This is a genomic window from Polynucleobacter sp. JS-JIR-5-A7, from assembly GCF_018687935.1.
Classification (GTDB): Bacteria; Pseudomonadota; Gammaproteobacteria; order Burkholderiales; family Burkholderiaceae; genus Polynucleobacter.
Genome location: NZ_CP061308.1, coordinates 1,710,922 through 1,724,413 on the forward strand (window position 1 = coordinate 1,710,922; position 13,492 = coordinate 1,724,413).

19 protein-coding genes are annotated in these 13,492 nt (G+C 42.3%); 5 read left to right on the top strand and 14 right to left on the bottom strand.

Going from position 1 to position 13,492, the window contains the following annotated elements:
• Positions 1-331: 331 nt before the first annotated feature.
• From AOC29_RS08945 to AOC29_RS08970, 6 genes are all read right to left on the bottom strand, one after another.
• The gene (locus tag AOC29_RS08945) at positions 332-727 is read right to left on the bottom strand and encodes a hypothetical protein (RefSeq protein WP_215295653.1); all 396 of its coding nucleotides are present in this window, start codon (positions 725-727) and stop codon (positions 332-334) included.
• Between the two features lie 526 nt (positions 728-1,253).
• Positions 1,254-1,775 (bottom strand): hypothetical protein, encoded by a 522-nt coding sequence (locus AOC29_RS08950; protein WP_215295655.1) that lies wholly within the window; start codon positions 1,773-1,775, stop codon positions 1,254-1,256.
• A 17-nt stretch (positions 1,776-1,792) separates the two neighbouring features.
• Positions 1,793-2,284: a peptidoglycan-associated lipoprotein Pal gene (pal, locus tag AOC29_RS08955; protein WP_215295657.1), complete on the bottom strand. Its 492-nt coding sequence runs from the start codon at positions 2,282-2,284 to the stop codon at positions 1,793-1,795.
• An 83-nt stretch (positions 2,285-2,367) separates the two neighbouring features.
• Positions 2,368-2,721 (bottom strand): hypothetical protein, encoded by a 354-nt coding sequence (locus AOC29_RS08960; RefSeq protein WP_215295658.1) that lies wholly within the window; start codon positions 2,719-2,721, stop codon positions 2,368-2,370.
• 165 nt (positions 2,722-2,886) lie between these two features.
• Positions 2,887-3,285, bottom strand: coding sequence for a VOC family protein (locus AOC29_RS08965; protein WP_371819521.1), 399 nt, complete (start codon positions 3,283-3,285; stop codon positions 2,887-2,889).
• A gap of 70 nt (positions 3,286-3,355) precedes the next feature.
• Positions 3,356-4,336, bottom strand: a complete 981-nt coding sequence (locus AOC29_RS08970) for a tripartite tricarboxylate transporter substrate binding protein (RefSeq protein ID WP_251370112.1) — start codon at positions 4,334-4,336, stop codon at positions 3,356-3,358.
• 205 nt (positions 4,337-4,541) lie between these two features.
• Between AOC29_RS08970 and AOC29_RS08975 the strand changes: the two genes are divergently transcribed.
• From AOC29_RS08975 to AOC29_RS08990, 5 genes are all read left to right on the top strand, one after another.
• The gene (locus AOC29_RS08975) at positions 4,542-5,531 is read left to right on the top strand and encodes a tripartite tricarboxylate transporter substrate-binding protein (RefSeq protein WP_215295659.1); all 990 of its coding nucleotides are present in this window, start codon (positions 4,542-4,544) and stop codon (positions 5,529-5,531) included.
• Positions 5,532-5,545: 14 nt separating this feature from the next.
• Entirely contained in the window at positions 5,546-6,550 is a 1,005-nt protein-coding gene (locus AOC29_RS08980) for a tripartite tricarboxylate transporter substrate binding protein (RefSeq protein WP_215295660.1), read from the top strand.
• Positions 6,551-6,579: 29 nt separating this feature from the next.
• A complete protein-coding gene (locus tag AOC29_RS11365) occupies positions 6,580-6,750 on the top strand; it encodes a hypothetical protein (RefSeq protein ID WP_251369979.1) in 171 nt (56 codons plus the stop codon).
• The gene (locus AOC29_RS08985; protein ID WP_251369980.1) at positions 6,734-7,531 is read left to right on the top strand and encodes a TAXI family TRAP transporter solute-binding subunit; all 798 of its coding nucleotides are present in this window, start codon (positions 6,734-6,736) and stop codon (positions 7,529-7,531) included. The genes AOC29_RS11365 and AOC29_RS08985 overlap by 17 nt, the downstream gene beginning before the upstream one ends.
• Positions 7,532-7,605: 74 nt before the next feature.
• Positions 7,606-8,523, top strand: a complete 918-nt coding sequence (locus AOC29_RS08990) for an MBL fold metallo-hydrolase (protein WP_215295661.1) — start codon at positions 7,606-7,608, stop codon at positions 8,521-8,523.
• A gap of 210 nt (positions 8,524-8,733) precedes the next feature.
• Here AOC29_RS08990 and AOC29_RS08995 read toward each other — a convergent pair whose 3' ends face one another.
• From AOC29_RS08995 to AOC29_RS09030, 8 genes are all read right to left on the bottom strand, one after another.
• Positions 8,734-8,925 (bottom strand): DUF2892 domain-containing protein, encoded by a 192-nt coding sequence (locus tag AOC29_RS08995; protein ID WP_215295662.1) that lies wholly within the window; start codon positions 8,923-8,925, stop codon positions 8,734-8,736.
• Between the two features lie 17 nt (positions 8,926-8,942).
• Positions 8,943-9,260: a metalloregulator ArsR/SmtB family transcription factor gene (locus AOC29_RS09000; RefSeq protein ID WP_215295663.1), complete on the bottom strand. Its 318-nt coding sequence runs from the start codon at positions 9,258-9,260 to the stop codon at positions 8,943-8,945.
• An 11-nt stretch (positions 9,261-9,271) separates the two neighbouring features.
• On the bottom strand, positions 9,272-10,249 hold the full coding sequence (locus tag AOC29_RS09005) for a sulfurtransferase (protein WP_215295664.1): 978 nt from the start codon (positions 10,247-10,249) through the stop codon (positions 9,272-9,274).
• Between the two features lie 13 nt (positions 10,250-10,262).
• Positions 10,263-10,886: a hypothetical protein gene (locus tag AOC29_RS09010; RefSeq protein ID WP_215295665.1), complete on the bottom strand. Its 624-nt coding sequence runs from the start codon at positions 10,884-10,886 to the stop codon at positions 10,263-10,265.
• Positions 10,887-10,894: 8 nt separating this feature from the next.
• Complete coding sequence (locus tag AOC29_RS09015; protein WP_215295666.1) at positions 10,895-11,128, bottom strand: hypothetical protein; 234 nt, start codon at positions 11,126-11,128, stop codon at positions 10,895-10,897.
• 18 nt (positions 11,129-11,146) lie between these two features.
• The gene (locus AOC29_RS09020) at positions 11,147-11,713 is read right to left on the bottom strand and encodes a YeeE/YedE thiosulfate transporter family protein (protein ID WP_215295667.1); all 567 of its coding nucleotides are present in this window, start codon (positions 11,711-11,713) and stop codon (positions 11,147-11,149) included.
• A gap of 1 nt (position 11,714) precedes the next feature.
• Entirely contained in the window at positions 11,715-12,242 is a 528-nt protein-coding gene (locus tag AOC29_RS09025; RefSeq protein WP_215295668.1) for a YeeE/YedE thiosulfate transporter family protein, read from the bottom strand.
• A 247-nt stretch (positions 12,243-12,489) separates the two neighbouring features.
• Positions 12,490-13,350: an MBL fold metallo-hydrolase gene (locus AOC29_RS09030; protein ID WP_215295669.1), complete on the bottom strand. Its 861-nt coding sequence runs from the start codon at positions 13,348-13,350 to the stop codon at positions 12,490-12,492.
• Positions 13,351-13,492: the final 142 nt, after the last annotated feature.

Sequence of the window (13,492 nt, forward strand, 5' to 3'; positions counted from 1 at the left end):
ATTTCATTGGTGGGCCCACCAGGACTTGAACCTGGGACCAAAGGATTATGAGAGCAGACACCCAAGATAGAGCCTTATAAACAGGGGGTCTGCGGGTGGTCAGTGTCGGTGTGTAAGCAAATGTGTAAGCAAATTCGTGGATTTAAAGGAAGTGATCTCTCACTCTTTGGTTTTCATAACCACAGGATTTTTGGAACAACCATCTAGCACTTCGTTGCTCCAAAGTGGTTTTGACTTGTAGATGGTGGCCGTTACTTTAAGTAACGCTTAAGAGGTTTGTGGCCCCGGCGCTGCACTAGGGCCTTGGATAACTAATCCTGCTCCGCCACTATTACATCTTCACAATATGCCAAGCACCATTTAAGAAGCCATCGCCAGTTTTATCTCCAGGCTTAGTGTCTTTAACCCAGAAATACAAAGGCATACCCTTAAATGCTAATTGCTTCTTGCCATCATCGCGAGTGATTACAGAATAGTTGCCAGAAACCACCGTATTACCATCCACTAATAATGGAGGCCAATTTGCAGCACATGGGCCATTACAAGCAGATTTTCCTGAGCCAGATACATCTTTGGCAAAGGTATACAGAGTCATATTATTGCTACCTACTAAAATCCCATCATTAACCTTTGTATACGGAGCCATCGCCCCGCCACTCATCGAAGCACACGCGGCTAACGTAGCTGAAGCAATAAAGCCAATTAATATACTTTTAATACGATTCATTTGGATCTCCCTTGAAGGTTACAAATCAACTCTACGCCTAATTTACGTTTATCGCATTACGTTTTTAGAAACGGGTGGGCTAATAATGAAAAAACCACCGTAAGGTGGTTTTAATGTCTCCTCCAGCCAATAACAATCTAGGCATAGAATTAATGGCACAAATGTAACACCTATTAATAGGCTCTGTATTGTCATTTACCCTTGATTACCAGTATTTAAAGCGGGATCTCTCAACATCCACATCTGGACCTATAGCTCGCATCTTCATCTGACAATGTGGGCAAGTAAGCCCATCCCACTCTGCCAAATGTTTACTAGAGAGGCAACTTGTACAAGCAGGTGAGGTACTAATTTCTGTGTTGATACTGCCTGGGTGGGCAATCGTATATACATCAATGATTGAACAAGATTTACAGGCCATTACCACTTTAGATGATTGAATTCCGACCTCTCTACCTATGCCACTGATGCATTCAAAACTACAAGAGCGGCATGTAAATTTATATCTAGCCATAAATCTATCGCACTAATTCTTTTTAGATTGGAGTGCCAGTTTTTTCATATGAGCATCTTGAGTGAGTAGTTGCCTTTCTTGATTGGCTATACCAATGGTGATCTTTTTAGCAATAAGATCGGCATACACGCCATCAATCTTTTTAAAGAAATCCTCATAGACCGCTTTCTTTTCGGTGCTTAAACCCTCCAAAGCAATTGGCCGACACGAATTAGCTTCAGCCAAATAATTCTTCAATGCCACAGCTTGCTGATCCGTCAATTTATCTGGCGAACTAAAGAGGGCTTTGGCATGAGGATTATTTCTGGTAACAGCGATGATTTGACTATCTACCAACAATGCATCAGCACTTTGATTGCTACGGATGATGCAATCATTCAGTCGTTTGGCTACAGCCCCTGAGTGATCAGGGGCCGGGGCTGTCATTGGCGACGGAACTTTAGCAACTTGCACTGGGTTATTGGGTGCAACGTTTGTCGCGCATCCACTTAGGAAAGCAATCCCCATCAAACTGAGTTTGAATATGTTTTTCATTAAATAGCCTTAGATGTTTAGCGATACACAAAATCAGCACGGCGGTTTTCTTTAAATGCCGCTTCTGTCTGAGCTGGGTCAGCTGGCTTTTCTTTTCCAAAACTCACCGCTTCCAACTGAGATTCGCTAACACCTTGAGCAACTAGAGCTTTCTTAACAGCTTCGGATCGCTTTTGACCTAAGGCTAGGTTGTACTCTGCAGTTCCACGATCGTCGGTATTGCCTTGAATGATCACGGAGGCTTTTTGCTTTTGAAACGATTTTAAGTAAGAGGCATGGGCAGAAATGGTTGAAACATATTTTGGATCTACGGTATAGCTATCAAACTCAAAATAGATTGAACGCTTGCCATATACACTAGACTTGGGATCACTAATGGGATCGTAAGTCATTGAGCCGCCAGCATTAACCTCAGCCACACCATTAGCGTCATCTAACTTCACGCTACTACATGCGGATACAAACAAAACCAATAATGCCAATGGCAATACTTTTACAAATTTATACATGATGATATTTCCCAAATATGGCTACACATCGGTCGCCAAAAAACGAAGGGGTATGCCTATAGAGCACGTCCGGCCTAAGAAGATTAGGCTATTACTTTGGGTGGTTTAAAGGCTGAGTCAGGAAAGTTTTGCGTAAACAAAACTTCATTTGCAATAGAAAACATAGATACTGAAATCGGTGGAGAAAAAACAGTAATCCCAATTTCGGTAATATTTGCAGTTACATGGCTCATGAGGTACATAGTGTGAACCGGCTCTTTGTCATTTGCTGATTCTGCAATGTTTTGTGCTTGCATCACTATTGAACCGTTGGCGTAACTATTAGCAAGCTCTGCCCGCTCAATTGCGGCTTGAATAAAAATACTTCCAGCGGCCGCCTTAAATGCAATCAAGAAGAGGCATATCAATAGAGCGAGTGTTTTACTACGAAGCAACATGAGTCAAATTCTATACTTAATTAGTGATTTTGTCGTTTAAAACACCACTACATCGGCTTGCTTAGCGTCCTAAGCATCAGATTAAGAGTATGACCATGGGAAGTAAAGATTGTTTCAGATAGGAGTAAAGGGTAATTTAGCACCTAATGGCAGTTATTAATGAATTCACAGGTACTCAGCCACTTCTACTAAATTACCATCCGGGTCGCGCAAATAAACCGATCGGATTGGCCCCAACGCACCTCTTCTGGGAACTGGGCCTACGTCAGCAGTTACCCCAATATTTTTAAGGTGGAAAATGAAATCATCTAATGGCCCCGTAGCTATAAGACAAAAATCGCCCGAACCTATCATCGGAACCCTTGCCTTAGTTGGCGTTTCAGTTGCTTTATCTTGCAGATTAATTTTGAGCTCACCAAATCGCAATGCATATCGTGGCTGCCCTTCTGGCCCCTTAAAAAACTCTCTCTCAAAGCCCAGCACCTTCTCATACCATTGTGTTGTGAGCTCTATATCTGTAACAGTTAAAACAATATGATCAATACGATCAATGATTTTAATCACCAAATTTCCCTTAAAAATATGCCGCTAAAGTCAGCGGCATTTAAACTTCACTTGTAAGATTTTATATAAGTTACTTTGCCAAGAATCCTGCTTCAGCCATTAACTGCTTATGCAAAGCTTCATTCAATGTGAGCCAGTTTCTGAACTCTTTACCAGTCATGAATGTCTGATTGAATGCGCCATCAGCCATAAACTTTTTCCACTCTGGTGTAGCGCGAACTTTCTTGAATAAGTCGATATAGAAATCAACCTGTTCTTGAGTTACGCCAGGAGCCATGAAAATACCGCGCAACATGACGTAGTCAGTAGATACTCCAGCCTCTTTACAGGTTGGTACGTCATACCAAGACTGAGTATCAGTAACCTTCTCTTTGTATGGCATACGTGTGTCATCAAATACGCACAATGCACGTAATTTATTTGCACGCCATTGAGCCACTGCTTCAATTGGATTATTCACAGAAGAATCAATGTGATTACCAACGAGCTGAACAGCAACGTCGCCACCCCCTTTAAATGGGATGTAAGTGAACTTCGCGCCCGTAGCCTTCTCTAGGGCTACTGTAATGATCTGATCTTCTTGCTTAGATCCGGTACCACCCATTTTGAACTTGCCAGGACCAGCTGCTTTAGCTGCATCGATGTATTCCTTGGCTGTCTTGTAAGGCTTTTCAGCGTTATCCCACAACACAAATTGGTCCAATGCCAACATGGCTACTGGAGTAATGTCCTGCCAGTTAAATGGAACGCCTGTTGCTAATGGAGTAGTAAATAAGTTCGAGAGAGTGATGATGATCTTATTAGGATCACCTTTAGCTTCTTTCATTGCCAAGAAGCCTTCAGCGCCAGCGCCAGCGCCCTTATTCACAGGAATAATGGCCTGCTTCATAAGGTTATTTTTAGTGACAATGCCTTGGATCATCCGCGCCATTTGATCAGCGCCACCACCAGGGCCGGCAGGAATAATGAATTCAACGGGTTTATTTGGTTCCCATGCTGCAAACGCAGTTGAAGTACCAGTGAAGCCGAGGGCTAATGCGGTAGAAATCAAAGCACCTTTTAACAAGTATTTCACGTTAAATCTCCTATGATTAGTGGCTAGCTGAAAATCTAGTTTGGAATGCCAACTATTGATTCTTATCTTTAAGATCGATAAATGACTCGGTATTTACCCTTAACATAGGGTAAACCTGCAGGCATTAACACAAAAAGCAAAAGATCATCTGAGAATCATAACTATTTCAATAGAACGAGACATGAAAAAACATACATTAATTCAAAGTGGTATCTCATTGATAGCGCTATTTTCGATGGCATTTAGCACCGCGTCCCAGGCTCAATCAAATTACCCTACAAAACCAATATCACTCATTGTTCCTTTCGCGGCTGGAGGCCCAACTGATGCGGTAGCAAGGCTGCTCGCAGTCCCCATGGGTAAGGCACTTGGTCAAACTGTGGTTGTTGAAAACGTGGTTGGAGCCGGTGGAACAATCGCCGCAACCAAGGTGGCAAGATCAACACCAGATGGCTACACCCTATTTCTGCATCACATGGGAATGGCAACTGCCCCTGCACTCTATGATTCGTTACCTTACGATCCAATGAAGGATTTTGACTATGTTGGACAAGTCGTTGATGTTCCGATGCTCATGCTAGGTCGCAAAGATTTCCCTCCAAAGAACTTTAAAGAGCTTGAGGCATATATCAAAGCAAATAAAGAAAAAGTGACTATGGCTAATGCTGGGCCCGGAGCTGTTTCGCAACTTTGTGGATTAATTTTTATGAGCCGCGAAGGCGTCAAGTTAACAACTATTCCATATAAAGGTACTGGACCAGCCCTTACTGATTTGATGGGTGGTCAAGTTGATCTACTGTGTGACCAAACAACTCAAACTATCCCATACGTAAAAGATGGGCGAGTACAGGTTTATGGGGTTACAACACCAAAGAGATTAGCGGCCTTACCAAACGTCCCAACACTTGATGAGCAAGGATTAAAGGGTTTTGATGTAAAGGTATGGCATGGGCTTTACCTTGCTAAAGGCACCCCAACCCCAATATTAGAAAAGATTAATGCAGCACTTAAAAAGGCGCTAAATGATCCAGACGTAAAGGCGCGCCTCAATGACTCGAATATTGATATTGTCGCGATGAATAAAGTAAGCCCCGAAGCATTGAAATCGCATCTAGAAGCGGAAATCAATAAGTGGGGCCCTATCATCCGTAAATCTAAAATCTCAGACTAATACAGGACCTATCAATGAAAAACTACACAAATCAAAAGAAGCGAGTTCTTTTAAAGGTATGTTTATTTGCTGGAAACATCCTTTTACTCGGATCAATGCCATCAATGGTCCTGGCTCAAGAATGGCCGAATAAAAATATTACTTTTATCAACCCTTTTCCTGCTGGCGGCGGGACAGACGCCTTTGCAAGGCCTCTTGCTGCGCAGCTCACAGAGCAATTAGGCAAGCAAGTCATTATCGATAATCGAGGCGGTGCTGGTGGTACTGTTGGGGCCTCAGTAGCTGCAAAAGCAGCTCCAGATGGTTATACCTGGTTCATTGGCGCCTCACACCACACTATTGCGCCTTCAATGTATAAAAATCTTGATTACGATATTGAGAAGAGCTTTATCCCAGTGGCGATGTTGGCAAACGTTCCTCAGGTATTGGTGGTTAACCCACAACGTGTGAGTGCTCGCAATGCTAAAGAATTCATTGAACTCATGAAGAAAAATCCTGGCAAATATAACTTTGCTAGTGCTGGAAGCGGTACTGTCCACCATTTGGCTGGTGAACTCTTCAAGATTCAAACGGGTACCTTCATTACTCACATCCCCTATCGTGGCGCTGGTCCCGCAATGAATGATTTGCTTGCAGGCCAGATTGACTTAGAGTTTGATGGTTTAGCGACATCAGCACCACAAATCAACGCTGGGAAATTAGTAGCAATCGCTGTTGCCTCAACTAAGCGATCCTCTGCAATTCCAAATGTGCAAACATTCCAAGAGGCTGGCTTGCCTGATTACGTCGTATCTACTTGGTACTCCATGTTTGCACCGGCAGGCACTCCAAAGCCTATCGTAGACAAAATGATTGCCGAAGTCCAAAAGGCGCTTAACAATCCAAAGCTCAAATCAATTTGGGAGAAAAATGGTTCTGATACCCCGAACCTCTATGGTGAAGCTTTTGGTAAGCAGGTAAGTGCTGACGTTGTTCGGTGGACTTCGGTAGTTAAGAAATCCGGCGCTCAGTTAGATTAATGGCATTAAAAAACATTTGATTGCTAAAAATGAAACTACTTAAAGTTATTGCACTATCACTCAGCTTTTTATGGGCGAGTGCACAAGCCCAGAATCTGTCGATCGCAACCGGTGGAACTGGTGGTGTTTACTATCCAATGGGTGGCGGTCTTGCTGCAGTTCTCTCAAGCAAAGTGGCCTGGAATGTCGGCTACCGCTGAAGTAACTGGCGGATCCATAGATAACTTAAAGCTAGTAGGTACTGGCAAGCCATACGTTGGTTTTTCGATGGCGGACGCAGCAAAAGATGCTCAATCTGGCGCTGATAAGTTCAAAGATAAACCGGTTGATGTTCGCGCCCTACTTATCCTCTATCCAAATCTCATGCACGTTGCTACAGTTGAATCTACTGGCATCAAAACAATGGCAGACCTAAAAGGTAAGCGCATCAGTACAGGCGCCCCTGGAAGTGCTACAGAAGTAATGGCGTTTCGTCTACTTGAGGCAGCCGGTATAGATCCCAATAAAGATGTGAAGCGCGAGCGTTTAAGTGTTGCTGAATCTGTAAACGCTGTAAAAGACCGCAAGATTGATGCATTTTTCTGGGTGGGTGGCTTACCTACTGCAGCAGTAACGGATTTAGCAAACAGCCCAGGCATGAAAATTGTTATGGTTGATACTTCCGCTGAAGTACCGTCCATGAACAAAAAGTACGGTAACTTGTATTTCCCATCTGTCATTACCAAGCAAACCTATAGCGGCATGGCTAAAGACAACAATGTTGCTGCTGTTGCAAACTTATTAGTGGTTAACGCTACTATGTCTGATGATGAGGCATACAAGATTGTGAAAGCAATCTTTGACAATCAACTGGAACTTGTTCGCTCTCATGCTGAATATAGGAACGTGAAGTTAGATGCTCAAAAAGCCAATGCGACGCCAGTTGCATACCATCCAGGCGCCTTAAAGTACTTCAAGGAAAAAGGGATCAAAGTAAATTGAAAGATCGATCTCAGAGTAAGCTGGAATTTGTGCTGAAATTAATTTATATGCCTGGTATGAGCTAAGGAGAAATCATGAATCGTCGGCTAATTCTCAAGGCTCTAGCTGCCTCAAGCGTAATTGGAGTGCCAAGTTTTTTGTTTGCACAAAATAGCAAATCAGCACAAATCACAATTATTTACGATGCGTTCGGAAAACCCTCCGATCTGGGTCGCGGCTGGGGTTATGCCGCATTAATTGAGTATGGTGGAAAACGAATACTTTTTGATACAGGCGGACAATATAAGGTCTTTGCAGACAACGTTAAAAAGCTAAAAATTAATCTTAAGAACTTAGACTTTGTTGTGCTCTCACACCGTCATGGTGACCATACCTCTGGCTTACAGTTTGTTTTAGAGCAAAACCCTAAAGTTCAGTTTTACGCCCCTACCGAGCCAGGTTCATTTGGCAATCCCATTAATGGGGCTAGCCCACTTGGTAAGCTTATCTCTAGAAAAGTTGATGATGTTCCGCATGATCTTCATTACTTTGATGGTAAGTATGAAGATAAGTACAAAGTTGACTCGGCTTGGCCGACAGCAAACATCACATTGATTGATAAACCTACAGAAGTATTGCCTGGTTTTTATCTATTTAAAACCATATCTGAAAATAAAGGGACAATGGAATTAAATGAACTTTCGTTAGCCATTAAGACTCCTAAAGGTCTCGCTGTTATCGTTGGCTGCTCTCACCCTGGCGTTGAAAAGATATTAGCCGCTGCTGCCGAAATTGATCCAAAAATTTACACCCTAGCTGGTGGACTACATCTTGTAGACGTAAGCGACCAACAAATCACTCAGATTGTTTCAAACTTCAAAAACAAATGGGCTATTGAAAGGGTTGCTGCTGGTCACTGCTCTGGAGAATTTGCTCAGGCTGAATTTAGTCGTAGTTATGGGGATAAACATGATCATTCTGGCGTAGGAGAGATAATTCTTCTGCCTAAATGATCAATGAACCCGGCTTTTGTATTGGGCATAAAAAAACCAACCTTTTCGGGTTGGTTTTTTTATTTTCAGTTAAACCACTAACAATACAAACCAGGATTAATTAAATATCTGTATGTTTGCATATATACGTATATGCGTATATGCGTATATATGTTTAATCGTATTTAATACAAAATTCCCATTAGCATATTGAAAATAGAGTAGTTGATCTCAACTGCAATTTGTTCCGGTATTTACTCCTAACAATGTGTAAGCCGGGCAGAATTTAAATAACCCAGTTGCTAGCGGCACAACACCAATCCAACCCCATACACCAACAGTTCCGGTTACGGCTAGACCAATTAATACCAAGCCAACCACCATACGTAACATACGATCAACACCACCGACATTGCATTTCATATTAAGATCCCTTTTGGTTATTTACTGCAGTAATTTTGATAAAGCACATTCATCACCTCTAAAGCAATCCGATTAGAAAGTGAATAGTAGATTTGCTTACCATCTCTTCTGGTTTGAACCAGCTCTTCATTTCTAAGAACGGTGAGTTGCTGAGATAAGGTAGGCTGATGAATATCAAGACATTCCTCGAGCTCACCAACGCACATCTCCCTCTGACTTATCTGGCACAGCAACAGCATACGATCTCTATTTGAGAGCACCTTCATCAAACGACAAGCATCGTCTGCTGATGACTGCATCTTCTCTAGATTAATACTGTCCTTAAGCACTGGCATGATTTGAGCTCTTAGTTCAGTGGAACGCCGACCAATGGACGACCTTCAAGCGTCCAAAGATACAAAGAGCCATCGTATAACTTAGTAGATTTATTGCCCACTAGCTCTGACATCACAAACCAACCGCCAGCAGCCAAATGTCCAGTATTGCAATAGGCGATTGTTGGGCCTTTGTTACTTAAACCATTAGCAGCCAGAAGTGCGTCATAAGTTTTCTTTTGCCAGAAATACAAAGCGCCATTACTTGGCTTTGCTAATAACTCTGGGGCCAATTCTTTAGAGCCTGCAATATGGCCAAAGGTCAGCACATCAGGACGTTTTGCAAGACCTAAGTATTGAGCAGGCTGGCGAGCATCCAATAACTGTGGCTTGCCACTTTTTGATGCTGCAGCTACATCATCAGAACTAGCGACTAGCTCCTTACGCTCAGCTTTTGCAGCCCAATTACCTGCGGCCTTTGGAGAATTAGCTGTAGTGAATTCACGGCCCTCACTCAGCCAGCCAGCAATTCCGCCGTCCAATACTGCAACTTGATCCTCGCCATATACTTTGAATGACCAATAAGTTCGTAATGCTTCATCTATATCAGACATATCCTGTCCAATAGGAACGAGAACAATTGGTTTATCAGAATTAATTCCTAAGGATTGAACCAACTTCTCAAAATCTGCTTTTTCAGGAATCAAAAATTTAATCTTCTTACCATCTACTAAGCGCTCAACACGAACTTTCTTAAAATCTAGGAGTGTTGAATTAGCAATATGGCCGCCCACTTCTACCAGGAATTTCTTACCAGTTTTTTTATCTGTATCAAATTCCGGGTTCCTAAGATAACTTGCCAAATCTGTTCTCACTTCAATTACTTGAACATCAGATAGATTATTGGACAACCAATCAGCACTGACTACAGGACCAGGCAAAGTGATTGCCTGAACTAGGCTCACCAAGCCGGTTAAGGCAAATGCTAAAAGCCATTGAATTTTTTTCATCTCTACTCCCCTATTAATTTACAACTAACAAATGGTCTGAGAGACGTCCCATCAGATCAATTTTGCATTCGGTCAATACATGATGCTTTTTTGAATTCAGCACAAGCCCTCGATTGCCCTGCTTACCCACTAGCTGCACAATCTTTTGATCTCGCTCCAAAATCAAATCTTCAATCTCTGTAGTAAATAATTTGATTAAAGCGCTAATCCACTTAGTTACTAGAGCCATGCGACCTTTTGTAACCATTTCAAATCCCTGAATGGACCTCACCACTATTGTTGAATCTGCCATCTCTTCACCTGTCACCCACTGATTAGTAGTAAACAGACGGGTTGGCAACCCCTTTGGGTTTAATGCAATCCCAATCAGGTGATGAAAGCTCTTTGTATCACGCTTAATCACATGAAAATGACCATGCTCCCCATTGGGCATCTCATCAGCAGAATGTGCATGGTAATAAAACTCATATCCACTCACTTCATCTACCAAGTCATTTGTGGGGTAATGTTGCCATTCAACAAATTCCTTGGCACCGCATAAAGCAGCTTCACTTAAAGTACGCCCAGACTCCGCGTACTTCATTTGAATACTTGCTAGCTCTTGAGCAGCCAACCAAAGATTAGATTGAATTAGCATTTTTACAATTACTCTGTAGCTTTACGCTTTTTAGGGCCACAAGGATTGGCTGGACCGCATGGATTGGCTGCTTTTTTCTTTGCAGGACCGCATGGGTTAGCCGCCTCTTTTTTTGGTCCACAAGGATTCTTTTGCTCTGCGCCTGCTGGTGTTGTCGGTGCGTCAGCAGAGTGTGCTAGCGGAGCTGCCGCTAAACCAGCTAAGGCCATTGCTAATGCTGCTACAGTAGATTTCTTAGACATATATTTCCTTTTAAATAATTAAACTTGTGAACTCACAGGGCCTTTGGATTTACTTTCCATCCAAGAGCCCAATACAAATACACCAACTGCTGCAATGACCATGCCAATATCGATTGATAAACCTGAGATATTGAAGGCCTCTGGTAATGCGTCGGCTTTTGCGTATTCACCTAGGGTGGTTAAGAATTCAATACTGGGATAAATGCCCGCAAACAATACTGTGCCAAGCATTAAGCCGAGCAAGAATATAGCCGCATCAATACGCCCAGACATCAAGCCCACTACTGATGTACCTGGGCAATATCCGCCAATCGCAAAGCCAGCACCGACTAAAGCCCCACCTAGTGCTGCTGCACCTAAAAATGCTGGCGGCACAAATAAGCTACCTGCATCTACCAGTCCAACATTTTCTAGAATTAATAGGCCTACTGCAGCAAACACAATGGCTGTGAACATCACTTTAAATACAGACCAATCTGTTAAACGGAACTGGCCAGTTAATTTATTGGGGTTACCAAATCCAGCACGTTCCAACACAAACCCAAAGCCTGCACCTAAAAGAAGGCCCGATAGAATTTCACTCATCTCATTTCTCCTCTTTCAAGAATCGACTAGCTATTAAACCTACTGCGAAGAATGTCCCCAAAAAGGTAAATCCCGCCAAACTCAGTACCGCTGCCCCAGACAAACCAAGACCGCTAGTACAACCTGCAGCTACTCGTGCTCCAAAGCCCGCCAAGATGCCGCCAACTAAAGCAGTCATTGGACGCTTAGAGCCACCTAGAAATTTTTTCCCATCTAATTGAATATGAATTCTTTTAGCTAAAAATGCCGATAGCAATGCGCCGATGGCGACACCAATCACTTGCCAAGTAATCCAGGCATTAAGTGGCTTACCCTCTTCTACCATTCCACCTAAGTAATCATTTGAATTGGTAGCTACTGGAACAACATACATACCGATCCAGGCAGTAAGGCGTGTAGTAAAACCTGTAGCCCCAAGGCCATGACCCGTGACCACAAAGGTGATTAGCAGAACCATACCCAGAAGAATTCCGGCTAACAAGGGATTCATATAGGGCGCCGGCCTATCTAGCTTAGTGTTTTCAACCATCTTGGCTTCTCTCATTTAATAAAATAATAATATATAATTTAATATATTATTGAATACGCAGCCAAAGTCAAGTTAATTTACAAAAAATTAGCAAGATTTTTGATCTACATCAAACTAACTGATTATTAGAGATACATACATGTGTATATACGTATGTATGAGTAGGATTGATTTGACACCTATTTGCCTTAACGAGGCTTCCATTCATCTAAAACTCTATAAGTAAGGCTGCGCTCCTAATGGGGAGTTAGATACCATTAATGGGGATCTTTAGATAGGAAACACCATTTGATTCTTTTGGAGGAAATTCACCAGCCCGAATATTGACTTGAATTGCTGGAAGAATAAGGACTGGCATTTCCAAAGTCACATCACGTTTTGTACGCATTTCAATGAACTGATCCTCAGAAATTCCGTCATGCATATGAATGTTGGATTTTTTTTCTTCCGCAACGGTAGTTTCAAATTGAACTGGGCGGCCATTAGGAGGATAGTCATGACACATAAATAAACGTGTCTGCGGGGGATAACTCAAAATCTTTTTCATGGATTGATACAAGACGTGTGCATCTCCCCCAGGAAAATCGCAACGAGCAGTACCAACATCTGGCATAAACATCGTATCGCCAACGAAAATAGCGTCGCCAACCTGATATGCCATACATGCGGGTGTATGCCCCGGAACAAATAACGCCTTTAAGCTTAGGTTGCCAAAATGAATCTCTTCACCATCCTTTAGCAAATGGTCAAATTGTGATCCATCGATCGCAAATGAATTTTCCAAATTAAATATATCTTTGAATACCCCTTGCACTATTGAAATATGATCGCCTATTGCTACCCTACCCCCTAATTTAGACTTCAAATATGGAGCGGCAGTAACGTGGTCAGCATGTGCATGGGTTTCTAAAATCCATTCCGTCTTGAGGTCGTTCTTTTTAATGAACTCAATAACCTCGTCCGCCATTTTGGTATGTGTACGCCCTGATTTTGGGTCATAGCTCAAAACCGAATCAATGATGATGCAAGCAGTACCTGGTTTTTCATAAACAACATAAGTCACGGTCCAGGTATCTTTATCAAAAAAGCCTTTTACAACAGGGTTCATCTCTATCTCGCCTAAGTGAAATTTCTAGGTGCAATTATTTAATAATGCTGGTAAAAATATGATAATAACTAATCATTATATACATATAACTTTAAGTAATATAAGCAGTATCCCTTTATAACCATTGGCCAAGGAAGTACGC